The 25,438-nt window shown below is 64.5% G+C and carries 25 protein-coding genes and 1 tRNA gene; 12 read left to right on the forward strand and 14 right to left on the reverse strand.

Going from position 1 to position 25,438, the window contains the following annotated elements; genetic code table 11:
• Nucleotides 1-264: 264 nt before the first annotated feature.
• On the reverse strand, nucleotides 265-1,638 hold the full coding sequence (tig, locus tag L8F45_RS09460; protein ID WP_342362623.1) for a trigger factor: 1,374 nt from the start codon (nucleotides 1,636-1,638) through the stop codon (nucleotides 265-267).
• A gap of 40 nt (nucleotides 1,639-1,678) precedes the next feature.
• A tRNA-Leu gene (locus L8F45_RS09465) sits at nucleotides 1,679-1,763 on the reverse strand.
• A gap of 782 nt (nucleotides 1,764-2,545) precedes the next feature.
• Between L8F45_RS09465 and L8F45_RS09470 the strand changes: the two genes are divergently transcribed.
• Together L8F45_RS09470 and L8F45_RS09475 are read left to right on the forward strand one after the other, a co-directional pair.
• Nucleotides 2,546-3,877 (forward strand): multicopper oxidase family protein, encoded by a 1,332-nt coding sequence (locus tag L8F45_RS09470; protein ID WP_342362624.1) that lies wholly within the window; start codon nucleotides 2,546-2,548, stop codon nucleotides 3,875-3,877.
• Nucleotides 3,878-3,909: 32 nt separating this feature from the next.
• Complete coding sequence (locus tag L8F45_RS09475; protein ID WP_342362625.1) at nucleotides 3,910-4,662, forward strand: transporter substrate-binding domain-containing protein; 753 nt, start codon at nucleotides 3,910-3,912, stop codon at nucleotides 4,660-4,662.
• 3 nt (nucleotides 4,663-4,665) lie between these two features.
• On the opposite strand, the gene L8F45_RS09480 is transcribed toward L8F45_RS09475, so the two are convergent.
• Nucleotides 4,666-5,145, reverse strand: a complete 480-nt coding sequence (locus L8F45_RS09480; protein ID WP_342362626.1) for a hypothetical protein — start codon at nucleotides 5,143-5,145, stop codon at nucleotides 4,666-4,668.
• Between the two features lie 52 nt (nucleotides 5,146-5,197).
• A complete protein-coding gene (locus tag L8F45_RS09485) occupies nucleotides 5,198-6,757 on the reverse strand; it encodes an NAD(P)H-hydrate dehydratase (RefSeq protein WP_342362627.1) in 1,560 nt (519 codons plus the stop codon).
• 144 nt (nucleotides 6,758-6,901) lie between these two features.
• Here L8F45_RS09485 and L8F45_RS09490 point away from each other — a divergent pair, with 144 nt between their 5' ends.
• Nucleotides 6,902-7,240 carry a P-II family nitrogen regulator gene (locus L8F45_RS09490; RefSeq protein ID WP_342362628.1) on the forward strand — a complete coding sequence of 113 codons (339 nt, stop codon included), beginning with the start codon at nucleotides 6,902-6,904 and terminating at the stop codon, nucleotides 7,238-7,240.
• Between the two features lie 59 nt (nucleotides 7,241-7,299).
• Nucleotides 7,300-8,709: a type I glutamate--ammonia ligase gene (glnA, locus tag L8F45_RS09495; protein ID WP_342362629.1), complete on the forward strand. Its 1,410-nt coding sequence runs from the start codon at nucleotides 7,300-7,302 to the stop codon at nucleotides 8,707-8,709.
• A gap of 93 nt (nucleotides 8,710-8,802) precedes the next feature.
• On the opposite strand, the gene L8F45_RS09500 is transcribed toward glnA, so the two are convergent.
• Entirely contained in the window at nucleotides 8,803-9,147 is a 345-nt protein-coding gene (locus L8F45_RS09500; RefSeq protein WP_342362630.1) for a DUF5615 family PIN-like protein, read from the reverse strand.
• Entirely contained in the window at nucleotides 9,144-9,371 is a 228-nt protein-coding gene (locus L8F45_RS09505; protein ID WP_342362631.1) for a DUF433 domain-containing protein, read from the reverse strand. The genes L8F45_RS09500 and L8F45_RS09505 overlap by 4 nt, the downstream gene beginning before the upstream one ends.
• A 100-nt stretch (nucleotides 9,372-9,471) precedes the next feature.
• Here L8F45_RS09505 and L8F45_RS09510 point away from each other — a divergent pair, with 100 nt between their 5' ends.
• Complete coding sequence (locus tag L8F45_RS09510) at nucleotides 9,472-10,542, forward strand: D-alanine--D-alanine ligase family protein (RefSeq protein ID WP_342362632.1); 1,071 nt, start codon at nucleotides 9,472-9,474, stop codon at nucleotides 10,540-10,542.
• A gap of 192 nt (nucleotides 10,543-10,734) precedes the next feature.
• Here the strand turns inward: L8F45_RS09510 and L8F45_RS09515 are convergent, their stop codons facing one another.
• Nucleotides 10,735-12,444, reverse strand: a complete 1,710-nt coding sequence (locus L8F45_RS09515) for an amidohydrolase (protein ID WP_342362633.1) — start codon at nucleotides 12,442-12,444, stop codon at nucleotides 10,735-10,737.
• 393 nt (nucleotides 12,445-12,837) lie between these two features.
• Between L8F45_RS09515 and L8F45_RS09520 the strand changes: the two genes are divergently transcribed.
• Both L8F45_RS09520 and L8F45_RS09525 read left to right on the forward strand, forming a co-directional pair.
• Nucleotides 12,838-13,491: a hypothetical protein gene (locus L8F45_RS09520; protein WP_342362634.1), complete on the forward strand. Its 654-nt coding sequence runs from the start codon at nucleotides 12,838-12,840 to the stop codon at nucleotides 13,489-13,491.
• 73 nt (nucleotides 13,492-13,564) lie between these two features.
• Nucleotides 13,565-14,605 (forward strand): YwqG family protein, encoded by a 1,041-nt coding sequence (locus L8F45_RS09525; RefSeq protein ID WP_342362635.1) that lies wholly within the window; start codon nucleotides 13,565-13,567, stop codon nucleotides 14,603-14,605.
• Nucleotides 14,606-14,671: 66 nt separating this feature from the next.
• On the opposite strand, the gene L8F45_RS09530 is transcribed toward L8F45_RS09525, so the two are convergent.
• On the reverse strand, nucleotides 14,672-15,598 hold the full coding sequence (locus L8F45_RS09530; protein ID WP_342362636.1) for an SDR family NAD(P)-dependent oxidoreductase: 927 nt from the start codon (nucleotides 15,596-15,598) through the stop codon (nucleotides 14,672-14,674).
• Nucleotides 15,595-16,227: a class I SAM-dependent methyltransferase gene (locus tag L8F45_RS09535; RefSeq protein ID WP_342362637.1), complete on the reverse strand. Its 633-nt coding sequence runs from the start codon at nucleotides 16,225-16,227 to the stop codon at nucleotides 15,595-15,597. Before L8F45_RS09535 ends, L8F45_RS09530 begins: the two co-directional genes overlap by 4 nt.
• Before the next feature lie 124 nt (nucleotides 16,228-16,351).
• Here L8F45_RS09535 and L8F45_RS09540 point away from each other — a divergent pair, with 124 nt between their 5' ends.
• Entirely contained in the window at nucleotides 16,352-16,966 is a 615-nt protein-coding gene (locus L8F45_RS09540; protein WP_342362638.1) for a TetR/AcrR family transcriptional regulator, read from the forward strand.
• Between the two features lie 102 nt (nucleotides 16,967-17,068).
• On the opposite strand, the gene L8F45_RS09545 is transcribed toward L8F45_RS09540, so the two are convergent.
• On the reverse strand, nucleotides 17,069-17,710 hold the full coding sequence (locus tag L8F45_RS09545) for a glutathione S-transferase family protein (RefSeq protein ID WP_342362639.1): 642 nt from the start codon (nucleotides 17,708-17,710) through the stop codon (nucleotides 17,069-17,071).
• Nucleotides 17,711-17,728: 18 nt separating this feature from the next.
• Nucleotides 17,729-18,382 carry a dihydrofolate reductase family protein gene (locus tag L8F45_RS09550; RefSeq protein ID WP_342362640.1) on the reverse strand — a complete coding sequence of 218 codons (654 nt, stop codon included), beginning with the start codon at nucleotides 18,380-18,382 and terminating at the stop codon, nucleotides 17,729-17,731.
• Between the two features lie 112 nt (nucleotides 18,383-18,494).
• On the opposite strand from L8F45_RS09550, the gene L8F45_RS09555 reads away from it, so the two are divergent.
• Together L8F45_RS09555 and L8F45_RS09560 are read left to right on the forward strand one after the other, a co-directional pair.
• Nucleotides 18,495-19,016: a winged helix-turn-helix transcriptional regulator gene (locus tag L8F45_RS09555; protein WP_342362641.1), complete on the forward strand. Its 522-nt coding sequence runs from the start codon at nucleotides 18,495-18,497 to the stop codon at nucleotides 19,014-19,016.
• Between the two features lie 45 nt (nucleotides 19,017-19,061).
• Entirely contained in the window at nucleotides 19,062-19,592 is a 531-nt protein-coding gene (locus tag L8F45_RS09560) for a dihydrofolate reductase family protein (RefSeq protein WP_342362642.1), read from the forward strand.
• Nucleotides 19,593-19,674: 82 nt separating this feature from the next.
• On the opposite strand, the gene L8F45_RS09565 is transcribed toward L8F45_RS09560, so the two are convergent.
• Both L8F45_RS09565 and L8F45_RS09570 read right to left on the reverse strand, forming a co-directional pair.
• The gene (locus L8F45_RS09565) at nucleotides 19,675-19,809 is read right to left on the reverse strand and encodes a hypothetical protein (protein ID WP_342362643.1); all 135 of its coding nucleotides are present in this window, start codon (nucleotides 19,807-19,809) and stop codon (nucleotides 19,675-19,677) included.
• Between the two features lie 151 nt (nucleotides 19,810-19,960).
• On the reverse strand, nucleotides 19,961-21,517 hold the full coding sequence (locus L8F45_RS09570) for a tetratricopeptide repeat protein (RefSeq protein WP_342362644.1): 1,557 nt from the start codon (nucleotides 21,515-21,517) through the stop codon (nucleotides 19,961-19,963).
• Between the two features lie 174 nt (nucleotides 21,518-21,691).
• Here L8F45_RS09570 and L8F45_RS09575 point away from each other — a divergent pair, with 174 nt between their 5' ends.
• The gene (locus L8F45_RS09575; protein ID WP_342362645.1) at nucleotides 21,692-22,666 is read left to right on the forward strand and encodes a Bug family tripartite tricarboxylate transporter substrate binding protein; all 975 of its coding nucleotides are present in this window, start codon (nucleotides 21,692-21,694) and stop codon (nucleotides 22,664-22,666) included.
• Nucleotides 22,667-22,726: 60 nt separating this feature from the next.
• Nucleotides 22,727-23,011 (forward strand): hypothetical protein, encoded by a 285-nt coding sequence (locus L8F45_RS09580; RefSeq protein WP_342362646.1) that lies wholly within the window; start codon nucleotides 22,727-22,729, stop codon nucleotides 23,009-23,011.
• 20 nt (nucleotides 23,012-23,031) lie between these two features.
• On the opposite strand, the gene L8F45_RS09585 is transcribed toward L8F45_RS09580, so the two are convergent.
• Nucleotides 23,032-25,419: a hypothetical protein gene (locus L8F45_RS09585; protein WP_342362647.1), complete on the reverse strand. Its 2,388-nt coding sequence runs from the start codon at nucleotides 25,417-25,419 to the stop codon at nucleotides 23,032-23,034.
• Nucleotides 25,420-25,438: the final 19 nt, after the last annotated feature.

A 25,438-nucleotide genomic window follows, 5' to 3' on the forward strand; every position in this document is an offset into this window, starting at 1 on the left:
CGCATTCAATATGTGGTGAATGGCGGCGCGAATTGTAGAGGCGGCGCAATAACGGCTTTTTTCGCGCTGCCGCACCGTCATTTACGCTCATAAAAGAAAAACCCCGGACCGCAAGGTCCGGGGCTTCTGTTCAGAGGAAAGGCTAGAGCATGGCGCAAAAAAGTGGATACCGGTTTTTCGCAAGAGCCATGCTCTAAACTTTTGGAATCGATCACGTTCCCGCATTTTGATTGATTCAATCAAAGTGCGGCGTGATCTAAGCGTTCAGCCCTTCAGCGCCTTGCCGAGCTCGGAGGATTCATCGTCCGCCAGCAGTTCGTCGCGGCTGACGACCTTGTCGGTCACCTTGGCGCCGGCGAGGATGTGGTCGATCACCTTCTCCTCGAAGATCGGCGCGCGCAGCTCGGCCAGCGCCTGCGGATTCTTGCGGTAGAAATCCCACACCGCCTTCTCCTGGCCGGGGAACTGGCGGGCGCGCTCGACGAGCGCCTTCGACACTTCGTCATCCGTGATCTGGACCTTGGCGGCGTCGCCGATCTGGGCGAGCACCAGGCCAAGACGGACGCGGCGCTCGGCGATCTTGCGATACTCCTCGCGGGCCTTCTCTTCCGTCGTGTTCTCGTCTTCGAAAGTCTTGCCGGACGCCTTCATGTCCTGCTCGACCTGGCCCCAGACATTGGCGAATTCCTGCTCGACCAGCGTCGGCGGCAGCTCGAACGAATACTGGCCGTCGAGCGCATCGAGAAGGCGCCGCTTGGTCTTGGCGCGGGCGACGATCAGCAGTTCCCGGGAGAAGTTCTCCTTGATCGCGTCCTTGAGCTTGTCGAGCGATTCAAGGCCGAACGCCTTGGCGAGCTCATCGTTCACGACGGCTTCGCCGGGAGCCTCGATCTGCTTCACCGTGACGTCGAAGTCGGCGACTTTGCCGGCGAGTTCGGCCTTCTGGTAGCCCTCGGGGAAGGTCGCCTTGACGATGCGCTGCTCGCCCTTCTTCGCGCCGAGCATGCCGTCCTCGAAGCCCGGGATGAAGCCGCCGGCGCCGAGCACGAGCGGCATGTCGTCGCCCTTGCCGCCCTCAAAGGGCACGCCGTCGATCGAGCCGACGAAATCGATGGTGACGCGATCCTCATTCTCCGCCGCGGCGTCATCAGCCTTGGCGGAATAGGGGCGATTCTGCTTGGCGAGGCGCTGGATCTCCTCGTCGATCTCCTCGGCTGGCGGCTCGGCGCTCTCGCGGGTGACCGAGATGCCGGAGAAGTCGGCGACCTCGAACTGGGGCAACACCTCGACGGCGACGCCGTAGGTCAGGTCGCCCTTGCCGTCCATGACGTTGTCGATCTCGTCCTTGTTCTCGGGGAACTCGATCTTGGGGTCCATGGCGAGCTTGAGGCCGCGCTCCTCGACGATCGCCTTGTTGGCGTCGACGACGGCGTTGTTGAGCACGTCGGCCATGAGCGAGCGGCCATAGAGGCGCTTCAGGTGAGCCGTCGGGACCTTGCCGGGGCGGAAGCCGTTGATGCGGACCTTACCCTTGAGGGTTTCGATCTCCTCATCGACGCGCTTGAGCAGCGAGCCGGCTTCGATGGTCACCTTGAATTCACGCTTCAGGCCCTGCGAAAGGGTCTCGATCACCTGCATAATCTTCAGCCTTCGACAAAAGGAAGCGACAGGGCGGTTCTGGTGCGGGCGGAGGGACTCGAACCCCCACGACTTTCGCCACTGGAACCTAAACCCAGCGCGTCTACCAGTTCCGCCACGCCCGCGTCAGAGCAAATAGCCCCGTCGGGTCGGCGGCGCTCATAGCATGGAAATATGTCCTTGCACGCGAAAAATGAGGGGTTCGGGGCGGGGCTGGAGCGCCGCTGCGCGCCACCCTCCCCCTCGCGGAGAGGGTCAATCGTGACACGATCGGGGGCGGAACGGCGGCGCGCTTCCCCATCCAGCTTGTCATTCCGGGGCGCTCCGCAGGAGCGAGCCCGGAACCCAGATCTGGTGCAGGCTTCACTATTTTCTGGGTTCCGGGCCCCTCGCTCCGCTCGGCCCCGGAATGACGTTGGGAAGATAGGCGCGCGAAATTCACGGGCTCGCGCTCGGCCCCATTTCCTCTCCGCTTTGATCTCTTCCCTTCATCCTCGCCTCCAAGGGAGGCCGGGAGCGCCGATGAGGCGCTGAGAACGTTCTGAAAGAACGATCGCCTTCCGGCGCTCCCGGCGCGGATTCTGAAACCTCCTGTCGCACGCTCTCCGCGGTGTCCCGCTTAAGGTCCGTTCGGACAGCCCGATCCTAGTGTCGGGCGGGCGTGCTGTCGGAAGCCCCCGGGAGTCCTGAAAGCCAGGTCGCGATCAGAACCCGCAGGTCCACCCTCTGCTCCCGTTCGGTCCTGACCCGGACGGCCCCAAGAGAGCAGAGGCAAACACATAATAGGAATTTAGTCAGGAAATGTCAAGCGACAGGCGGCGAAAAGTCGTTGGGTCTTCGCTGCGCCCGATGCTACCTCCTCGTCATGACGTCACGACGCGTATTCCTCGCCGCCGGAGCGGCTGCGATGGCCTCGAAGGCCGCGCAGGCGCAGATTCCGCCCGCGCTCCCTTCTTTTCCTCCCAAGCCGTCGCCATTAACGATCGAGGCGCGCAAGGCCGATCTCCGCATCCGGCCGGAGCCTGCGCCGGCGACCCCGATCTGGAGTTACAATGGCGGCTGCCCCGGCCCCGTCATTCGCGTGAAGCAGGGCGAGGACATCGCGGTCCGGCTTGCCAACAAGCTTGAGGAAACAACCTCAATCCACTGGTATGGCTTGCGAACGGAAGCAGCGCTTGATGGCGTCGCCGGCCTCTCCTCCAAAGGCGCCGGCCCGGGCGAGACCATCGATATTCGCCTGCCGGCCCGCGACGCCGGGACCTATCTCTACCAGCCCTGCGTCGCCGGACGCACCGCCGAGCAGGTCGATCGCGGCCTCTATGGCGTGCTGATCGTTGAAGAGCGAACCCCGCCGCAGGTCGACAAGGACATTCTCGTCGTCATCGACGACTGGCGGCTCGGCGAAGACGGCGCGATTCCCGCGCCCGCGAAACCCGAACCGGGCGCCCTGCCCCGGCTCGGCAATGTGCTCGTCATCAATGGGGCGCCGAAGGCTTTCGAGGATACGATTCCCACAGGCGGCCGGGCCCGCGTGCGCGTCGTCAACGCCTCGACGGCGCGCATCCTGACCCTGCGCTTCGAGGGCGTTCCCGCGACCATCGTGGCGATCGACGGCCAGCCCTCCTCGACCGCCTTTCAACCCAAGGGCGCGGCCGCGATCCTGACCCCGAACGGACGCGCCGATCTCATGATTGACCTCCCCGGCGACGCCGGCCAGCAATTCGCATTGAAGGTTCAGATTACGCCCGAAGTCGCTGTTCCCGCTTTCATTCTGAAGAGCGCTGGCGATCGTCGCGCCGCCCTGCCGCCAATCGCGGCGCTGCCGCCCAACGATCTCCCGAAAATCCTCGACCTCGCCCGCGCCCAGCGAGTCGATCTCACGATCGAGGGCGGCCCGCAGCCGCAGGGAAAGCCGACCGCCTGGACGCTCAACCGGCGAACAGGTCCTGTCTTCGGAGGCCCGGCGCTGTTTTCAGCCAAGCGCGGCACGACCATGGTGTTGTCCTTCCACAACAAGACTGAGATCGCCCAGGCGATGCGCATCCATGGCCATCACGGCCGGCTGCTGTTCGTGCTCGACGATGGCTGGGACCCGTTCTGGGTCGACACGGCGCTCGTGCAGCCCGGCCTGACGGCCCGCCTCGTGTTCGTCGCCGACAATCCCGGCAAGTGGGCGCTGCGCAGCGCCATGGCGGACCTGTTCGACGCGGGCCTCGGCGGCTGGTTCGAGGTGTTATAAGGGACGCCTCCTCTCTCGATTCCGAGCTGCTCATGAGTCCTTCCCGCGCCGACTGGCGACGGCGAACTGTGTTCGCCTATCTCGATGAGCCGCCCTTCTGCTTTCCTGGCGCCAATGGGCCTTCGGGCTGCGATATCGAGCTTGGCGTCCGCGTGTTGAAGGCGATCGGCGTCGCCGAAATCGCATTCGTCAAAGTTGCATTCGCCGAACTGATTCCGGGACTTATGGCGGGACGCTGGAGTCTCAATACGCCTTTGTTTATCTCGGGCGAGCGGGCGCGTCTGGTCGATTTCAGCCGGCCGGTCTGGGCGCTGGCGGACGGGCTGCTGATGCGCGCAGGCGAGGAGGCGCGCTTCCCTTCCTATGAGGCGCTGGCCGCCAATCCCGCGATGCGGCTCGCCGTCGTCGCCGACCAGATCCAGGAGCGGACGGCGATGGCCGCGGGCGTCCCGGTCGCGAGCATTTCGCGATTCGCGACGCAGGAGGGCGCGGCGCGGGCGGTGCGCGACGGAGCCGCGGACGCCTACGCCAGCGTCGCCATGGCGCATCGCGGCTATCTCAAGCGGGCGGCTGACGAAGGGCTGGCGATGGTCGACATCGCCGAGGCCGCGCCCGACACGAGAGGGGCTGCGCGCGCCGCCGGCGCTTTCTCCTTCGCGAAAGGCGATCACGAGTTCCGGCAGGCGTTCGACGCCGAATTGGCGCGGATCATCGCGACCGACGATCACCGACGCATGATGCGCGGCTACGGCTTCTCGGATGCGGAGACGCCGCCCCTTCCCTGACGCCTATTCCTTCCGGCAGGCGAAGGGCATGAAGGTGCCACCCGTGCCGCTCACCGCCTGCATGACGATGACATTGGCGACGCGCAGCTCCTCGGGCGAGCGCGGGCAGACGTTGCGCTCGCCGGCGCAATTCGAGGCGATGAAGGCGGCGTTGCGATCAAGGAACTCCTGCCCAAGCCCCTTCTTGCCGAGCCGGTTCACGGCGCCGTCGAAGGACTTCCGGTAAGTCTCGCACTTCGCATTCTGGGTCGGCTGGCTCGATGGCGCCGCCTCCTCATCCGCATCGGCGGGAGCGGAAGCCGGCTGCTGCGTCGAAGCGGCGGGCGGAGCAGATTGCGTCGCAGGCGCGGGCTGCGCGGCCGGAGCTGAAGGCGACGCCGGCCGGGACGGCGGTAAAGGCTGCGCCCAGGCCGCGGAGGCCGATGCGAACATCGCGAAAAGGAGCGCGCGCGGGAGCAGGCCCGCCTGGAATGTCGCCGTCATATTCGTCGCCTTTCTGACCGCGCTTCAATCCCAAAGCGATGGCCAAACAATGTCACGCCCCGGAATTGGCTTTTTCCGAAAGCCTCGCGCCGGCGCGGCCGACCGCCTCGGGCAGATCGTCGGCGATCAGGCCCCGGCCCGCAAGCGCGCCGGCCTCGCCATGCAGCCAGACCGCGGCGCAAGCGGCCTCGAACGGCGGCATGCCTTGCGCCAGCAGGGCGCCGGCGACGCCCGCCAGCACATCGCCGGAGCCGGCGGTCGCCAGCCAGGGCGGCGCATTCTCATTGATGGCGGCGCGGCCGTCGGGCGCGGCGATCACGGTGTCCGCGCCCTTGAGGATCACCACCGCGCCAGACAAACGGGCGGCGGACAAGGCGCGTTCGAGCTTCGAGGGAACGCCCTTATTTCCCTGCTGAGAATCTGTCGACTGGGATCTGAACAGGCGCGCAAATTCCCCTTCATGGGGCGTCAGGATCAGGCTCTTGCGGCGGCCGGCGCGCTTGAGCGGCGCGAGGTCTCCATCGAGCAGAGTGAGCGCGTCGGCGTCGATGACCATGGCGGCGTCCGAAGCCAGGGTTGCGTCGAGCTTCTGTCTGGCGAGACGCGAGAGGCCGAGCGCCGGGCCGATCACCACGGCAGAGAGACGCCTGTCCGCGAGAAGCGCGCGGAGCGCTTCGCCATCATCGGCGCGGCGCAGGATCAGCGCGTCGGGCCCACGGGCGGCGTGGGCCGCCAGCGCGTCGCCGGGAGCGGCGATGGTGACGAGCCCTGCCCCGGCCCTCAGCCCGGCGCGCGCCGACAGCCGTGGCGCGCCAACGCCTTCCAGCCCGCCGGCGACCACGAGGAGATGGCCGCGGACATATTTGTGGCTCGCGGCCGAGAGCGCGGGAAAGCGGTCGTGCCAGAGATCAGCATGGTTGGCGAACCAGGCCGGCGCCTCGGCGTCGAGGATCGCGTCGGCGATCCCGATATCGGCGACGGTGACCGGACCCGCGAGCTCGCGGCCGGGCAGCAGGAGGTGGCCGGCCTTGCGCCGGGCGAAGGTCACAGTCCGGCTTGCCCTCACCGCCGCGCCGCGAACCGCGCCCGTGTCGCCATCAATCCCTGAGGGCAGATCGACCGACAGCACGGGTGCGCCGCTCGCATTGACGCGCTCGACAATCCCGCGCGCGTCGCCGTCGAGATCGCGCGACAGGCCGGCGCCGAACAGCGCGTCGATGACGAGATCAAATCCGTTGAGCGAGAAGCTCGCGGCGTCCTCGATCGCGCGCCCCCACGTCGCTCCGGCGAGGGCCGCGTCGCCACGGAGCGCATTGGCGTCGCCCAGCAAGGCCAACGCGACGTCATAACCCTGCTCTTTCAGCAACCGCGCCGCGACGAAGCCGTCGCCGCCATTGTTTCCGCCGCCGCAGAGCACGGCGATGCGGGCGCGCTGACCCGCCATCTCCATGGCGATCGCGGCGACCGCCGCGCCGGCATGCTCCATCAGCACAATTCCCGGCGTTCCCGCCGCGATCGCCGCGGCGTCGCAGCGCCGCATCGCGTCATTGCTGAGCAGGCGGAGAAGGCTGCTCGCGGCGGCCTTCGCCGCATTTGGCGCGGGATTGATCATCTTGCACGAAATTTATGCATGTGAGATTTTTATCCTGCTTACAGCATCGCCAGCAGCCGTTCCCTCGCCAATAGGCGCCCGGCATGGGGAATGCTAACAGCACTTTGCCGTCAGCGAACGCTGGCGGCGCGCGTGGAGAGCAGGATGAAGAAGATCGAAGCGATCATCAAACCCTTCAAGCTCGACGAGGTGAAGGAGGCCCTGCAGGACGTCGGACTTCAGGGCATCACGGTGATCGAGGCGAAGGGGTTCGGCCGCCAGAAGGGACATACCGAGCTCTATCGCGGCGCCGAATATGTCGTCGACTTCCTGCCCAAGGTGAAGCTCGAAATCGTTCTTTCCGACGAAATGGTCGAGCGCGCCGTCGAGGCGATCCGCACCAGCGCGCAGACTGGCCGCATCGGCGATGGCAAGATTTTTGTATCGCGCATCGATGAGGCGATCCGCATCAGAACCGGTGAAACCGGCAACGACGCGATCTGATCTCCCGCCCTTTCCGCATTTCCCAGTCCCGTAACCGCCTTCCAACAGGGGCCACACTCATGAAAACCGCCAAGGACGTCCTGAAGAAACTCAAGGACGACGACGTCAAGTATGTCGATTTCCGTTTTACCGATCCGCGCGGCAAGTGGCAGCACCTGACCTATGACGTAACCATGGTCGATGACGACATGTTCACGGACGGCATCATGTTCGACGGTTCGTCGATCGCGGGCTGGAAGGCGATCAACGAGTCCGACATGATCCTGATGCCTGACATTGCGTCGGCGGCGATGGACCCGTTCTTCGCGGCGTCCACCATGGTCATCAACTGCGACATTCTCGAACCGTCGACCGGCCAGTCCTACAATCGCGACCCGCGCAGCATCGCCAAGGCGGCGGAAGCCTATGTGAAGTCGCAGGGCGTGGGCGACACGGTCTATGTCGGTCCGGAAGCCGAATTCTTCGTCTTCGACGACGTGAAGTTCTCGGCCGACATGTACAACACCGGCTACAAGCTCGATCACTCCGAGCTGCCGATCAACGGCCAGACCGACTATGAAGGCGGCAATATGGGCCACCGCATCCAGGTCAAGGCCGGCTATTTCCCGGTGCCGCCGCTGGATTCGGCCCAGGATATGCGCGGCGAGATGCTCGCGGCGATGGGCTCGATGGGCGTCACCATCGAGAAGCATCACCACGAGGTCGCGTCCGCCCAGCACGAGCTTGGCATGAAGTTCGATACGCTGGTCAAGATGGCCGACCAGCTCCAGATTTATAAGTACTGCATCCACAACGTGGCGCAGAGCTACGGCAAGACCGCGACCTTCATGCCGAAGCCGGTCTATGGCGACAACGGCTCGGGCATGCACTGCCACTTCTCGATCTGGAAGGGCGGCAAGCCTGTCTTCGCCGGCAACAAGTACGCCGACCTCAGCCAGGAGTGCCTGTGGTTCATCGGAGGCGTGATCAAGAACGCCAAGGCCGTGAACGCCTTCACCAACCCGTCGACCAACTCCTACAAGCGTCTGGTCCCGGGCTTCGAGGCGCCGGTGCTGCTGGCCTACTCCTCGCGCAACCGTTCGGCGTCGTGCCGCATTCCGTGGACGACGAACCCGAAGGCCAAGCGCGTCGAGGTTCGCTTCCCCGATCCGATGGCGAACCCCTATCTCGGCTTCTCGGCGCTGCTGATGGCCGGCATGGACGGCATCGTGAACAAGATCGATCCGGGCCCGTCGATGGACAAGGACCTCTACGATCTCCCGCCGAAGGAATTGAAGAAGATCCCGACGGTGTGCGGCAGCTTGCGCGAAGCGCTCCAGTCGCTCGACAAGAACCGCGGCTTCCTCAAGGCCGGCGGCGTGTTCAACGACGACTTCATCGACAGCTATATCGAGCTGAAGATGCAGGAAGTGATCAAGTTCGAGCACACGCCGCACCCGGTCGAGTATGTCATGTACTACTCGGCCTGATCGGTCGAAGATTGCTTCCTACGAAAGGGCGCCGCGAGGCGCCCTTTTGCAATTTGCATCGATGGTCCCGCCCTTGCGGCGCTTTGCGGACGATCAGGAGAGATCAGCGCCGATTTCCACAAGCGACTCGCCCGAATCGATCAAGCTCATAGCCGTGGGCAAGGTCTTGCTCAGAGTGGCGACAAGATGCGCCGTTGAACTATTGCCTATGGCCAGAAGGAGGACGGCGGGCGGCGAACCAAAGCGAGCGGACAATTCCGCGAAGTCGCGATCCTTCGTGATCAGGATCCGGGCCTCGCGTCGCGCCGCTTCGAAAACCGCGCGGCCAGAGGCTCGAGCCAACCCCAAGTCTCGAATCTGGCGGCAAGGAATGCGAAACTCGGCTTCAATCCATCGCGCCAAGGCAGGCGACAGATGATTGTCGAGCCAGATCGTCACTCGGCGGCGATCAGCGGGTGATCGACTCTCTGGGCGGCGAAAGCGAGCGCCGCCTTGATGTCCTCGGGCTCAAGGTCCGGGAGTTCGGCGATGATCTCGGCATGAGACAGACCCGCCGCGAGGAGATCAAGCACATCGGAGACCCTGATGCGCAGGCCGCGCAGACATGGCCGGCCGCCCAGCTTGCCGGGTTCCGAAGTGATGCGGGCAAGGAGCGTGTCCATGACTTTCTTTTAGCATGCTCGGCGCCCTGCTGGGAACGCCGTTACTCTTCCTTAATTCGCAGTAACGATTGTGAGGTCGGGACAAACGGGTTCGGGACATATGACCAGATTGCGGGTTGCGGTGCTCTTCGGCGGCCGCTCGGCGGAGCATGATGTTTCGGTCCTCTCCGCGCGCAATGTCGTGAAGGGGCTCGATCCCGCGAAGTACGACGTCGTTCCGATCTTCATTTCGCGCGACGGGCGATGGCGTCTTCTCGAACTTGAAAATGGCGTTCTGCCGGAGGCGCTTTCGGAACATGGCGCGGAAGTCTGCCTGATGCCGGGAGGACGCGGACGTCTTCTCAGCCTCGATGAAGCTCGCGGCGCGCGCGATCTCCCCGACATCGGCATTCTCTTTCCGGTGCTGCACGGCATGGATGGCGAGGACGGTTCGGTGCAGGGGCTGGCGGCGGTGGCGGGCGTTCCCCTCGCCGGCTGCGGCATCCTGGGATCGGCTGTCGCGATCGACAAGGAGATCGCGAAGCGCCTGCTGCGCGAGGCGGGGCTGCCCGTGGCGCGCTCGATCACGCTGCGTCGCGGCGAGACGATTTCATTTGAGAATGTCGTTGCGCAGCTCGGCGCGCCTGTTTTCGTCAAACCGGCGCGTCAGGGATCGTCGGTCGGCGTGAGCAAGGCGGCGACGGCGGAAGAATTCAGCGCCGCGCTCGTCGAAGCCTTCAAGCACGACGTGAAGATCCTGATCGAGGAGTTCGTGCAGGGCCGCGAGGTCGAGTGCAGCGTGCTGGAGCGCGCGGACGGCTCGATCTTCGTCTCGCTGCCCGGAGAGATCGCGGCGGCTTCAAGCCATGGCTTCTATAGCTACGACGCCAAATATATCGATCCGGATGGCGCCGTTCTCAGCATTCCCGCGCATCTGTCCGATGAGGCGACAACGCGCGTCAGAGCGATGGCGGAGAAGGCGTTCCACGCGCTCGGCTGCGACGCCGTCGCGCGCGTCGATTTCTTCGCCAAGCCGGACATGAGCTTCGTCATCAACGAGATCAACACGATCCCCGGCTTCACCGACATCAGCATGTACGCCAAGGCGCTGGCGGCGAGCGGCGTCGCCTATCGCGACGTTCTCGATCAGATCATCGCGCATGGGCTTGCACGGGCCGGCGCGCATCGATGAACGATCGCGCCGCGCTTCCCTCTCCCCGTCTCAACGGGGAGAGGGTGTTTGCGAGCGGAGCGAAGCAAACCGGGTGAGGGGCGTTCGTAACTCAATCTTGACGATTAGCGCCGCCCCTCATCCGGCGCTTCGCGCCACCTTCTCCCCGTTGTCACGGGGAGAAGGGGAACGGCGGCGTCGCGCCGCCCTCGCCTACTGCATGGTCGGATCCCTGTAGGCTTCCTTTCCGCCGACATAGGTCAGCATCGCCTTCATCTGGGGAATCCTCTTCTCCGCGACCGTCAGGAGATCGTCCGATAGCACCGCAAAATCGGCGAGCTTGCCCGGCGTGATCGAGCCTTTGATATCGGCTTCGCCGGTGAGCCTGGCGTAATTGATCGTGATCATGCGCAACAATTCTTCGCGCGAAGGAACGCGCTCGTTGGCGCCGTAGACGCCGTCGGAAATCGTGTCCCGCGTCAGAAAGTGATAAAGCTCCCAGAACGGATTGAACGGCACCACCGGCGAATCCGTGCCGCCGACGACGAGGAATCCCGCGTCCAGATAGGTCTTCACCGGCGTCACCTGGCTCGCCCGCTCCGCGCCGAGATAATTCTTCAGCGCGGGCGCCGCGAGATAGAGATGGTCTTGCACCGACAGCGCAAGATCGAGCTTCTTCATGCGCTCGAGCTGCTCGGGCCGCGATACGAAAAGATGCTCGACCGCCCATCGCTTTCCGGCGAGCGGATGATCCGCGTTCGCGGCCTCGTAGGCTTCAAGCACCTGATCGAGGCCAGCATCGCCGACAGCGTGCGTCGTCGCGCGCCAGCCCGCGTCATTGATTGCGCGAACGACCCTGGTGAAGTCGGCCTTGGGCACCACCATGAGGCCGAAGAACGTGCCTCCCTTGCCATACGGGCCAGCGAACGGCTTCGACATCAGTCCACCCTCGAACCCGCCGTCCACCAGCAATTTAATCCCGCCGATGCGCACCCATTCGTCGCCCTCGTCCTGTTTCAGCGGCGATTTCGCGATGATGTCGAGAATGCGCTCCGGCTGGCGCACGCCGAACCCCGGCAAATAGATGGTGTAGCGCAGCGTGAGCTGGCCGCTCTTGCGCGCTTCGAGGATCGCGTTGAGCGCCTGTGAGAATTCGCCCTTGTAGCCGCCCGGCACGCGAACGCTGGTGATTCCGTATGCGTTGAGTCTGCGCTGCGTCGTCAGCACGTCATCGACGGTGACCGAGCGCGGCGATGGCAGCTTCACGAAATTCTTCGCGTTGTCGATCAGTTCGCCGGTGAGTTCGCCGTCGGCGTCCCGGGTGATGGCGCCGCCGGCCGGCTCCGGCGTGTCCTTCGTGATGTTGTATTTGCGCAGCGCCGCGCTGTTGAGAATGTAGTCGTGGCCGCCGCGCACCAGCACGAGCGGATTGTTCGGCGAGACCCTGTCGAGCTCTTTCGCCGTTGGCAGCCGCTGCTCCTTGAGCTGCGCCTCATGCCAATCCGAATTGCTGATGATCAAATCTCCGGGGACGGCTTTCTTCGCGGCCTCCTCGACCGCCGCCATCAGCTCCGCCATCGACCGCGTGTCCGAGAGATCGACGCCGGGGCCGCCGCCCTCGTTGTGAAAATGGCCGTCCGCAAGCCCTGGCGCGACGAAGCGGCCCTTCAAATCGATGACCCTGCTGTTCGGCCCCGCGGTTTTCAGCACGGCCTCGGACGCGCCGACCGCAATGAATTTCCCGTCCTTCACCGCGAAAGCTTCGACGAGCGGCGCGCGATCGTCGGCCGTAAACACCTTGCCGTTGATCGCAACCAGATCAGCCGCCTGCGCAAGCGCGCCGCCTGAGCCAAGCGCCATCGAGATAAGAAGCGCGACGCTCGCGGCGAGGAGCCGCGCTTTGCGCCCGGGCATATCAATCATGGCGATCCTCCAGACGTTCGTCGCTCTGCGGCGGGACGAGAACGAAGAATTCGCCAACAGGGCGTTCCCGGCCGCTACGGCCAATTATTTTAAGCTTAAAATAACCCCGGCCGCTGTCAATTGCCGGCCATGGCGACGCTCATCCGCCTGATGGCGCTTACAGGTTCGCAGTTTTTCCGGGCTTGCCATCGCCTATCGCGACGCGCTCGATCAGATCATTGCGCGCGGTCTGGAGCGCGCGCGTCAAAGCGCCTGAAACTCGCAACTGACGCGAGCTCGCGCCACGCTTCTGTGCGATCGCGCACATGACCGATGTCGAAGCGCCCGCTATGATTAACGCCAGGCAGGCGTCCGGGGAACGCGGCCTTCAATCGACTTTGATTGGAGCCAACCATGGGCGAGTTCGAGCAGGTCACGCCTGAACAGTTCGCCGACGAACTCACACGCGCGCCTTCGACCGATACGTTTCGCAAGCAATATGCGCGTTTCAGACCTGCGACCGGCGATGGCTGGAACGGCCCCGATTTCATGATCCATCGCGGCCCGCTCAGGGTGAAAGGCAATTTCCAGGCGCCGGGCTACTGTATGCTCATCCTGGGCGACCTCATCGTCGACGGATTGATCGATCTGCAGAATCCCAACGAGAAAGGCTTCGACGAGGGCGGCCTATTCATCGTGCTCGGCGATGTGATCTCCCTCTCCTTCTCCAGCGAATATGGCAAGTGCGTCTTTATCGATGGCGATCTGCAATCGCGCGACATGATCATCAACGCCTTCGGCGACTCCTCGCTCATCGTGACGGGATTGCTGACGACGAAATTCTTCTACGGCGAGGACATCTGGGCCGAAGTCGGGGACGGCGCTGACATCGAGTATGGCTACGGCTATTGCCTGCCGATCGGCTATTCCGACGCGACGCGTCAAGCGATCCGGCCGCGCCGCGGCGCCGACGCCGTGCTCAAGGCGCTTGATATCAAAGGCGCGGCCGGCCCCACCTGCCTGAAGCTTCGTCAGAAGCTCAGATCGGGCGGCACCATCTTCAGTTGATCGACGTCTCGCATGATCGCCGGCGCGCGAACATGCGAAGCTCGTATTTCATCTTCAGATTTGAGGCCTGAAAATGTTTCGCTCGTCGTCCGAGATCGAAGACGTCTTGATCGAGGCCGAATTGGAGCCTGACGATGCGCGGCTTCTTGCTGCTTCCGCCAAGCCCACAATCTGGCTGAAAACCCGGGCCGTCGACTCCGAAGACAAGATCGCCATCGGCGCGACGAAAATCGGCGGCCGCCCAGATCTGCCCGCCAGCGTCGCATGGCCGATCAGGCCCGCCTATCCCGATATCGAAGCCCGCACGAAGCATTTGCGGCGCGATATCGCAAACCCGGACAGCGCCTGGTCATGGGCGACGCCGGAGCAGCGCGTCGCCTTCAGCAAGGAAAGCGCCGATCGCATCCGCATCGTCGAAAACCCTTTTCCTCTCGGCTTTCTCGCGCAAATCAATTTCGCGGAGATGTGGGCCGCGGGACCGCTCGATCCTGATATGCCGCGAAGCGGCGTGCTGTCGCTGTTCTTCGATCTTATCGAAGCGCCGTGGGGCTTCGATCCCAATGACAGGGTCGCATTCGCCGCGCTGTTTCAGGATGTCGGCGAGACGCTAACGCGGCGCGACGCGCCAACGCCGATCGTTCCCTCGCCGCAGGAATGGCGCCTGCGTCCGCTCGCCTGCGTCGCCAACCCCTGCGTCACGCCCACGCCGCCCGAAAATGTCGAAAATCTCGGTCTCGCTCTCTCCGCGGACTGCGTCGAACAATTGCAAGACTGGTGGGGCGACGACGACAACATGTATGCGACGGAAGGCGGCGTGGACTGGAAATGTCATCGCATCGGCGGCTGGCCGACGCCCATCCAAGGCGACATGCAGACGGAATGCGCGCTGGTGACCGCCGGGCATTATTGCGGCGACAGCGCGGCCTATCGCGCCCCTGAGCTGGAGCCGGTGCGGGCGACCGCGTCCGACTGGCTGATGCTCGCCCAGATCGGCACGGACGAGAAAGGCGGCGTGACCTGGGGCGACAATGGACAGGTTTATGTCTGGATCAGGCGCGACGATCTTGCGGCCCGGCGCTTCGACCGGGCGCATCTGATCACGCAATGTCATTGATCCGGCGCGGCTCTCATTGCGGGAACAGCGTGTCGCGCGTCGGCGTCGCCTCCGGCGTCGCTTGTCTCAGGCATGCGCGGTCTTGCCGCCGTCAATGACGAAGGACGAGCCGGTCATGAAGGCGTGGTCGTCGGACGCCAGCGTCAGCGCCGCCGCAGCGATCTCTTCCGCCGTCGCCATTCGGCCGAACCCGGGAACATTCAATTTCGCCCACTGCGCCGCGGCGACGTTCCAGACCGCGTCAGGCGCATTCTGCATGCCGGCGACGCGCCGCACGAAATCCGTATTGGTTGTGCCGGGAAGAAGCGCGTTTATACGCACCCCTTTGTCGGCGTAATCGAGCGCGGCGGACTGCACGAGGCCGATCAGCGCGCGCTTGCTGGCGGTGTAGGCGGCGCGCTTCGCCTGAGTAGCGATCGCGTTGGAGGAGGCGGTGACGACGATCGCGCCGCCGCCAGCGGCGATCAGGTGCGGCGCCTGATATTTGATGGCGAGAAAAACGCCGCGCAAATTTGTCCCGATCACGTCGTCGAATTCGCTCGCGCTCAGTGCGTGAAGCGGCTTTTCAAGCGTGACGCCCGCATTGTTGAAAGCGACGTTGAGTCCGCCATAGCGCGCGACCGTTGCGGCGATGAAAGCTTGCACGTCGTCCTCGACCCTGACGTCGGCGCGAACATAGAACGCCTCGCCGCCTTCGAGGCTGATTTCGGCTTCGACCGCGCGGCCCAGCTCCTCGCGACGACCGCAGAAAGCTACTTTCGCGCCTTCGGCGGCGAACGCCTTCGCGGCGGCGCGGCCGATTCCCGACGTGGCGCCGGTGATGGCGACAACCTTGCCATCGAAGCGCCGACGCCCGCTTGGCCGCTGTGAGGCCGGACGAGCCCCTTGGCCGAGCGCGACGCCGGCGGCGAAGCCTGCCGCCGCGCCCGCTGTCGAGCCGGCCATCGTCAGCATGCGGCGGCGGTTCGGCGACAGCGGCGGATCTGCGCTCATTGGCGAATCTCCCCTTCGTTGCGCGCCGCATCCGATTGCGGCGGCGCCGAAAGGCGACGCGCGGAACGCCGACGGATGCGATAGACGGAGGCGGGCGGGAGATTGGCGAAAGTGGAGCCGATCCGGATCGCCTTCAGTCCAAGACGATCGAGCAGCGTGCGCGACACGGGACAGCGCGGGCCGTAGGTGAATTGATAGAACGCGCCGCCGTCGCGCATTTGAGCGAAGGCGCCGTCGAGGATCGCCAGGACCTTGCGCGGCGACATCGAAAGAAGCGGCAGTCCGCTCACCACCGCGCCCGCCCACGCGCCAGGAACAAGAGCGACTTCGCCCAGTCGCGCCGCATCCATCCAGCGCACGGTCGCGTGCGGAAAGCGATGCGCCAGCAGGCGCGCGAAATCGGACCCGATCTCGATGAGCGCGAGCTGGTTCTCGGGCACGCCTCGCGCGAGCAGCGCCCGCGTGAACGCGCCCGTGCCGGGCCCAAGCTCGATCACCGGCGCGGAGGCCGCGGAAATCTCCGACGTGATCAGCCGCGCCAGCGCGTCGCTCGACGGCGCAATCGCGGCGACGCGCAAAGGTTCGCGCCGCCATTCCGCGACGAAGCGCAGAAGGTCGCATTGAAGCATGATCGCTTCCACCTCAATCTGAATGATGTTAAGATTACGCTAGAGCAAAATCTGAACAGTGTAAAGACGGTTTATGACAGGACGAAAAACCGCTGCGGCGCAGCGCAAAATAAAAAAGAAGGCGTTGGCGCCCCGGCAATATCATCATGGCGCGCTGCGCGAAGCTCTGATCGCCGCGGCCGACGCGATCCTAGCCGAGCGCGGCGTCGAGGGATTCACGCTGCGAGAAGCCGCGCGCCGGGCCGGGGTCTCGGCCGCAGCGCCGGCCCATCATTTCGCCAGCGTCGCCGGCCTGCTCACCGAGGTGGCCATCGGCGGCTATGAGGAACTGACGCGATTTCTCAGGGACGCCCATTCCACCGGGTCGGGGCCTAGCGCGCAGTTGCGCGTGTCCGGGCTCGGCTATGTTCGCTTCGCCCTCGCCTTTCCCGGCCGGTTCAAGCTGATGTACCGAAAGGATCTGCTGAATGACGATCCGCGGCTCCATGCCGCCGCCGGGCAAGCCTATGGCCAGCTCGAAACTGCGATGCGCGCCTATCTCGGCCTCGCGTCCGACGCGCCGCTCGACGCCGAGGCGCAGACGCTCATGCTCGGCTGCTGGTCAGCGGTTCACGGCTTCGCGCATCTGGCGATCGAGGGCCGCTTCGCCCAAGGGGGCGGCGCTCATCGCGTGCGCGATTTCGCCGAGGACCGTCTGCCGGCGATGCTCGCCGCGCTGTTGCCCGATCGCGCCCCGTGAGGCGCGAGTTCGAGAACACGCGGGCAAGGGTCGATTGAGTCGCGCGCGTTATCTTTCTTGATCTTTCTTGTGCCGGACTCCCTATTGAGGCTTCCGGGCCCCTTACTGAGGGAACAGGTGGAAGTAAGGTTTCGCCTCTTCAAACGTTCTCGCCACTGAGGGACGCGCCTTTAACCGCTCGTAATAGGCAGCCGTCGCCGGATGCGCATCGCCGAAGGGCTCGCAGAGATTGGCGTAGAACAGCGCCGGCGCGGCGGCGCAGTCGGCCATGGTGAATTCTTCGCCGGCGGCCCAACGCTGCGACCTCATCCCAAGCTCGATCATGTCGTAGCAGGTCTTCAGCTTTGCGCGGGATTCGGCGACGCCGTGCGGGTCTTTCGCATCGGCGGGACGCCTGCGGTCGCCGACGATCTTCTGCATCTCCATGTTGACGTAGAGATCATAGAAGCGATCGCCGAGACGCACGTCGCGCGCCTTGTCAGGGCTCTCCGGCGCAAGACGCGCCGCGGCGGGAAAGCGCGCCGCGATATATTCGATGATCAAGGTCGATTCCGGCACGATGAGATCGCGCGCCTCGTCCCGCATGATCGGAAATTTGCCGATCGGCCAGAGCCGTTTGACCTCGGCGTAGGCTTCGGCGCTGTCCAGCAGATAGGGCGTGAAGGGAACGTCCGCCTCGTAGAAGGCGATCACCGCCTTCTGACAGAAGGACGAGAGCGGATGATAGTAGAGAGTAAGCGACATGGACGGCTCCACGGGGCGTTAGAGGCGTTCGCTAGATCTGATGATAACGACATGCGTCGCGGCCTCCGTCGCGACCTTTTCGCTGACGGCATAGCCAAGTTTGACGAGATCGAGGCCGGCGAGAAGGGGCTCGCCTGAACCGAGCAGGATCGGCGAAATCGCAAGATGCATCTCGTCGATAAGTCCGGCCTCGAGATACTGCCGGATCGTGGAGGCGCCGCCTCCGACCCTGACGTCCTTGCCTTCGGCCGCTTCCCGCGCCCGCTCCAGCGCGGCGTGGATTCCTGATGTCACGAAGTGGAAGGTGGTGCCGCCCTCCATCTCGATCGGGGCGCGGGCATGGTGGGTCAGGACGAAGACCGGGCAGTGATAGGGAGGGTTGGCGCCCCACCAGCCCTTCCAGTTCTCGTCAGGCCACTCGCCGCGGATCGGTCCGAACATGTTGCGGCCGAGAATCCAGGCGCCGACATTCTCGAAGCCGCGGGCGGCGAACCCGTCGTCAACATTCACGACGCCGTCCTGGCCGGACATCTTTTTGAAGGTGCGGGTGGGAAAGAACCATTCGTGCAGGGCTTCGCCGCCGACCCCGAGCGGGTTCTTGAGACTCTGGTCCGGACCCGCGCCATATCCATCCAGTGAAATCGCAAAACTGCTCACACGAAGTTTCGACATTGCTTTTCCTCCAGATTTCCGCTTGTGATTTGCAACTGGTTGCGTTCTAGCGAGACTGGTGCGATAATGCAATCGGTTTTTTTTGAGGGAAAGCGCGCTTTTCGGATTCGCCATGGACGAGGCCTACCGGTCGGGCTGCCCGATCAACCTGACGCTCGAGGTGCTCGGCGATCGCTGGAGCCTTTTGATCATCCGCGACATGATGTTCGGCAACCGCCGGCATTTCCGGGAGCTGCTGACGAAATCAGAGGAGCGCATCTCCTCGAATATCCTCGCCGACCGGCTGAAGACGCTGACGGAGCAAGGGATCATCACGAAGGTCGACGATCCCAGCCACAAGCAGAAGGCGATCTACAGCCTCACCGAACGCGGCATCCAGCTCCTGCCCATCCTCGCCCAGATGGCGGTCTGGGGCCGCAGGCATCTCCCGGTTAGCGAGGAGCTGAGCATTCGCGCCGAACTCCTGGAGCGCGGCGGACCAGTGATGTGGGAGGATTTCATGGAGGAGCTGCGCGACCTCCATCTCGGCGCGCGTCCCAATGCGCCGAAGCGGGAGTCAGTGCTGGCGCGGCTTCAGGCCGCCTATCTCGAAGTCGTGGCGCGCCGCGCGCGCGAGAAAGCTGGAGCGGCGTGAGGACGCGAAGGCCGCACTGAAGAAGCTGACAGGGAGATTTGCAACATGGCGAAGATCGTCTTCGGAATGAACCAGTCCCTGGATGGGTATGTCGACCACGACAAATTTTCACCCGATCCCGCGCTCTTTCGTCACTGGATAGAGCATGTGCGCGGCGTCACCGGGAGCGTCTATGGCCGCCGCATGTACGAGGTCATGCGCTATTGGGACGAAGACCATCCTGAATGGGCGCCCGAGCTGCGCGACTTCGCGACGGCGTGGCGGAGCTTGCCGAAATGGGTCGTGTCGCGCTCGCTGAAGTCGGTCGGCCCCAACGCCACACTTGTCGCGGATGACGTCGAAACGGTCATACGCGGGCTGAAGGCTCAACATGTCGGAGAGATTTCAGTCTCTGGACCGCATCTGGCGCAAAGCCTGACCGACCTGGGTCTCGTCGATGAGTATCGGCTTTACCTCCACCCGGTCGTGCTTGGTCGCGGCAAGCCATTTTTCGCCGGCCCGCGGCCACCGCTCCGCCTCGTCGCGAACGATCGAATTGGCGAGCGCGCGATCAGGCTGACATACGTTCCGGCCTGATCATGCAACTCGCCCAAAAAGATCACGCCGGCGCTGAGGTCCGCTTCGGGTCGAAACCAGATGCCTGAAACGCCGCGCGAGATCAGAATGCGCCCGGCCCGCCCTCCGGCGGCGGCAGGTTGCCGCGCCGATCCTTCGTCAGATCGTCAGGAGTGACCTCAAACAATCCGCAAAGCCAGGCGGTGAAGGCGGAAAGCCAACTGACGATCGCACTCATGGACGACCTCCGGTCGGGAGTTGCGCCTGAAGCGCAGGCGCTTTTCACTTAGCCAGCAGAGTACGCCCGCGGAATTCTGCTCGCAAGCCGCCGCGCGAAGGCGCCGCCTCGCCTTCTTTCGATTTCGCGTCCTCCGCCCGACCTCGCCCGCCTACCCGGGCATCCCTGACGCGCCAAGCCCCGCGATCATCATGTCCGTCATCCATTGATGACGGTACCGGTTGGTGGCGCGCGACCGCGAAAGGGAGCTGTTCGGCTGACGTTGCATGAGGGCATTCAATTCGTCGCGCGCATCGTCGAAGTCGCCGCGATGATAAAGCGCGACGGTCAGGAATCGGCGCGGCGTCGTCGCCTGCGGCGCAATCGCAATCGAGCGACGCGCGGCGGCGACCGCCTCGTCAAAGCGACGGGCGAAGAACATCGCGGCCGCCCGACACGCTTGCGCATCAGCCATCAACGGCGAGATGGGGTCGAGTTTTTCGCAGCATGCGAGACGGTCGATCGCCAGATCGCTTTCACCGCCAAAGGTGGCGACCCACGCTCCGAGCCGCCAGATCTCCGCGCTGTTTGAATTGAGCCGCAGAGCCTGCGTGAGCAGGATCTCCGCCTGGTCATGCTCATTCGCAAACAGGCCCATCAAATGGCCTGAAAGCGCAAGGATGAGCGGGTCGCCGCTGTCGCCGGCGAGCGCTTCTCGCGCCAACGCCAGAGCCCGGGCAATTGTTTCGGACGGGTCGCGCTCGACCCCCAGCCATAAAGTGGTGGCGATGCAACGAGAGAGCAGCGCGCGCGCCAGATGGAAATGCGCGTCATGCCGGAGCGCGGCCTCGAGCGAGGCGATCGCCTCAGCGTTGCCGGCCGGCGTGCGCGAATAATATCCAGGCAGAGCCCTGAGGTAGCAGTCTAAGGCGTCAAGGTTCGTCGTGCCCTTGCGCATCGCGCGTTCGATCTCGGCGCGTAGAATGCGCGGCTCCAGCGCCGCCGCGACGGCTGAAGTCGTGGAGTCATAGAGCGCGATGAGATCGTCGCCTGCGCTTTCGACGCGGCCCTGCCAGATATGGCGTCCCGAGGCGGCCTCCATGAGGCGACAGCGAACGATAAGGCGGTCCGCATCAAACGTGACGCCGCCGTCAAGGAGATAGCGGACGCTCAACCGCTCGCCGATTTCGGCGGCGCTGCGGGCCTCGACCTGCGCGACCGCCGCCGACATCGTCGCAACCACGAACAGCCAGCCGAAGCGCGACAGCGCGGCCGTGATCTCTTCCGCCATCCCGTCGGCGATGTAACGACGATCGCCAGGCTCGCCGAGCGTCTGAAACGGCAATACGGCGATGGACGGGCGCGCAGCAGCAGCGGCGCTTTCCTGAGACATGCGGACGGCGGGCGACCCACGCCGGAAGTCGGCTTCAAGCACATAGCCTCGCCGCGGCACATTGCGCAGCCGCAAGCCCTTCTCGTCGCCTATGGCCCGACGCGCGTCGCGCACCGCCTGAAACAGACTGTCTTCGGTCACATGAATATTCGCCCAGACCGTGTCGAGAAGTTCGGCCTTGGTCATCGGGCGTCCCTCCGCCATGGCCAGAGCCGTCAGCAGGTCGAACGCCTTGGGGCGCAGTGGAATTTCCTGGGCTTCGGGGCTCAGCAGCCGGCCGCGCGCGAGATCGAGGACAAATTCGTCAAAACCGATATGGGACGGCCGGTCGTCCATACTCGATCCGCGCTGCGAGAGAAGGGTGCGATGGGATTTCAGCACAGCTTCAGCGGAGTGTCAGGACTTCTCCGGGCGGCGTCTGCAGACTGCGCGGCGTCCAGTGAATTGCAACGCCGCGAGGATTTCATGCATGTCGTCTCAACTGCCCCCACGCAACCTGGCGAGCGCGTGATGTCGCGCCGGACAGCGATCGCCTCGATCTGTGCTTCGTCTTTCGCTGGAAGCGGCGCGCGAGGCCAGGATCGCTGGCCAAGTCATCCTGTGAGGATCATCGTTGGCCAGCCGGTGGGCTCCGGAAGCGATCCCGCCGTTCGCGGACTGGCGCCGCATCTGGCGGCGGCGTTCGGCCAACCCTTCATCGTCGAGAACCGCCCGGGCGCCGGCGGCGTGCAGGCTGCGACCGCCGTCGCGCAGGCGACGGACGGTCACACGCTCGGCGTGGTGCTGGGCGGGCCGACGACAACCGCGAAGATCCTCAATCCGGCGATCCCCTACGACCCGGTGAGGGACTTCACGCCGATCAGTTTGCTCAACCGCTCTCCTTTTGTGCTGACTGTGCATCCGGAATCGTTTCCCGACGCCAGTTTTGCAGGCTGGATTGATCGATTGCGCGCAAATCCCGGCCGCTTTTCCTACGCATCCATCGGACCGGGGACAGTCACCCATCTGGCGATGGAGGAATTGAAGGCGACGCTTGGCGTCGACCTCGCGCATACGCCCTATCGCGGCTTTCCCCAGGCGACGCTCGATCTGATCGAGGGCCGCGTCCATGCCATGTTCAACATCGCCTCGGCCGCTTCCGAGGTCGTGGCTGCAGGCAAACTCACGGCGGTCGCCCAGACCGGCGAGACCCGACTGCCTCTCTTCCCGCAGGTCCCGACCTTAAAGGAATTCAGCTTTCCCATTCCTTCGTTTTTCGGCTGGTCCGGGATCATCGCCCCGGCAGGCTTTCCCTCCGAGCGGGCGCTCAAGATCGCAGCCGTGGTTCGCGAGGCTTTCCGCACGGATCCTGCGGCGCGCGGCGGCCTCGACAAGGTAGGCAGCGAAGTGCTCGGCACAAATCCCGATGCGTTGGCCGAACTGCAAGCAAACGAGACCACACGTTGGAGCGCGGTCATCCGACGGCTTGGCCTCAAGGCGGAATAATCCGGGAACCATCCTTCTTACGGAGCTTGCAGCATGACTCTGGAAGAGACGACTTTCGCGTTGTTTGCGACGTTCAACATCGTCCGGATTCTGGCGTATGCGCCGCAAATGCGAAAAGCCGCGACAGATCCGCATGGCGCCGAGGCGATTTCGTGCGTCACCTGGAGCGTGTTCGCGTTCTCTCACCTGACAACGGCGGTCTACGCCATCGTCAATCAACATGACATTGGCGTCGCGGCGCTGTTCGTTGCCAATGCGGCCTGCTGCCTGCTTATTTTGGGCGCCGCAGTCCTTTGCAAGCGCAGATCAAATCGATCCACCCGCGGAAATCCGGTTCCGTCCTAAGGGCTGCGCGCGAAAGCGCCCTACTCGTCTTCCTTGAGCTTCGCGCCGAGTTCGGCGATCGCGCCCTCGATCGGTTTGAAGGAAAAGCGCAGCGTGTGCTTGCCCTCGGGCACCTGCACGGCGCGGAACAGCACGTTCGCCTTCAGGATTGGCGCGTCCTTGTCATCAAGCGTGGCCTTCCACCAGGGATGCCAGACATCGTTCAGCACCACGAAGCCGGCTTGCGCGGCGTCGACGGAAATCTCGATCTCGGTGTTCTCGTAGCGCGTGATCAGCACATGTGATGGCGCCGTCACCGCGTCAGGAAACACTGCGCTCGCCATCTCCGAAAGATCCTGCACGCTCGCCACGATATGCGAGGCGCCGGGCGAGATGATGTGGGGATGTTCTGCGGACGGATCGCTTTCGAGAAGCACCGTTTTTGCCGGATCGAATTCTGGCCAGCGGCCGGTGTCGACGATCTGGTCGAAATCGGCGAGCCGCCAGTTCTGCGCGAACATCACGCGCGGACGGGAGCGCGGATTCTCGTAGATGTAGCCGTCGGTCGTGCGCTTGAGGAAAATCAGATCGCCGCTGCGATATTGCGGATCGACCTGCTCGATCGGCACGCCCGACACGATGTAGCGCAGGCCCAGCAGGTTCGCGAGGCGGCAATTGTAGCGCGGGAAGGCGCGGGTGAACTGCTTCTGGTCCGGTCCCGCGATGGTGTCGCCGGCGCCTGTCGCGTCGGCGAATTCTGCGAGACGAAGCGGGTTGTAACCGAGCGTATGGTCGAAACCATGCACGAGGCCGGCGTTCGGCCAGGCGAAGCCGAGGCCAACGAGCTCGACGCGATCGCGGCGATCGGACGGCCCATGCTGCGCCAGCCGCTCTTTCAGGAAGCGGATCGTCTCGTTCTTGGTGTGGGGATCGAGGATGTCGTAGGCGGAGGGCGGCAGCGCGGTCGATTCATTCGGACCATTGTTCGCATGCAGGTCGACCGCCAGCAGCGCCGCGGGAATGGCCACAGCAAGCGCCGCGGCGCGACCGCGAAGATGGCGCGCGACAAGCAGCAGAGCGGCCGCAGCGGCGAACCACATCAGCGCGGTGAAAATCGGCAGCGCCGCCACGGCGAGATGGTTGAGGCGCGCGCCGACGCCGATCGCGATTGCGAACAGAGCGGCGATCGCGCAGCCCGCCGCGACATCCGAGCGGATCGCGAGCCTGAGTTTCTCGTCGCTCATCAGGCGATGCACGCAATAGCCGCCGAGAATGGCGATCGAGGCGCCAAGCATGAAGGTCGCGTCGGCCGGACGGCGGAACGCGTTCACGCCGGGCACATAGTCGAAGAAAAGCTGAAAGACCGGCGTGTACCAGCCAAGCGCGTAAAGCGTCATGAGGACGATCGCCGCGAGCCAGAGCCGCGCGCCGCGCGCAAAGGCGTAACCGCGCGCAAGGCCAAGAACGATCAAGGCGAGAACGGGAACAGCGCCGACATACATCTGGCCCATGTTCTGCGAGAGCGTCACTTCGCCGGGATTCCACGAACTGCTCGACGGTCCCCAGAAATCGACGTTGGGATCCTTGGCGCCGAAGAGATCGCCGACAACAGCGGTCAGGAGTTCGGCGGGATGAAGCGAGCCCGCGCCGGCGTCCGCGAAGGAAAATTCGGGGCGGTTGGATTCGCTCGCGAAGAGATAGGTCATCAGCACCGGCACGATGACGATCGCCGCGCCAACGAGGCTCGCGGAGATCAGTGCGGGGGCCGCCGCGCGGATATTCGCGATCACGCGGCCATTGCGCGCGAGATGATCGAGGACGTAACCAGCGAGAATGAAGCTCGCGAGAAAGGCGACCTGATCGGGCTTCACCAGCATCAGGCCAGCCGCCGCGCCGGCGGCGGCGCCCCACAGGATCGAGCCGCGATCGAGCGCGCGTCCAAGCAGAAGCGATGTCACGCCAAAGAAGGCGTAGGATTCGATCTGCCCGACATGCTGGATGCGCCACGCCGCGGAGGCGCCAAAGGCGAAGGCGAGCGCCGCGACCACGGCGCCTGCGGGATGCCAGCCGCGATCGCGGAAGAAACCGATCACGCCGAGGCCGCCGGCGCAGAGCGTCAGCAGGATTGTCGTGTCGACGGCGCGGAAACTCGGATCTGATGTGATCAGCGCCAGCAGCAGCAGCGGCGAGAAGATCAGCGATTGCGGATCGGCGATCTGCGGCGATCCCGCGAACACATTCGGCGCCCAGAACGGCGATTGCCCGCTGTGAATCGCCTGCGCGAGGAACTGAAGCTGCGCCTGGAAATGCGCCTTGGCGTCATAAGGAATTGTCACGGCGCCGGAAAGCCATGGCGCGCTCAGCAGCAGCCAGGCGACAACAAACACCGCGCACGCGACCGCGTAGCCGCGCGTCGACAACCACGACATCGGGATATCCCCCCGGTTC

Origin of the sequence: Terrirubrum flagellatum, assembly GCF_022059845.1 — a bacterium.
Classification (GTDB): Bacteria; Pseudomonadota; Alphaproteobacteria; order Rhizobiales; family Beijerinckiaceae; genus Terrirubrum; species Terrirubrum flagellatum.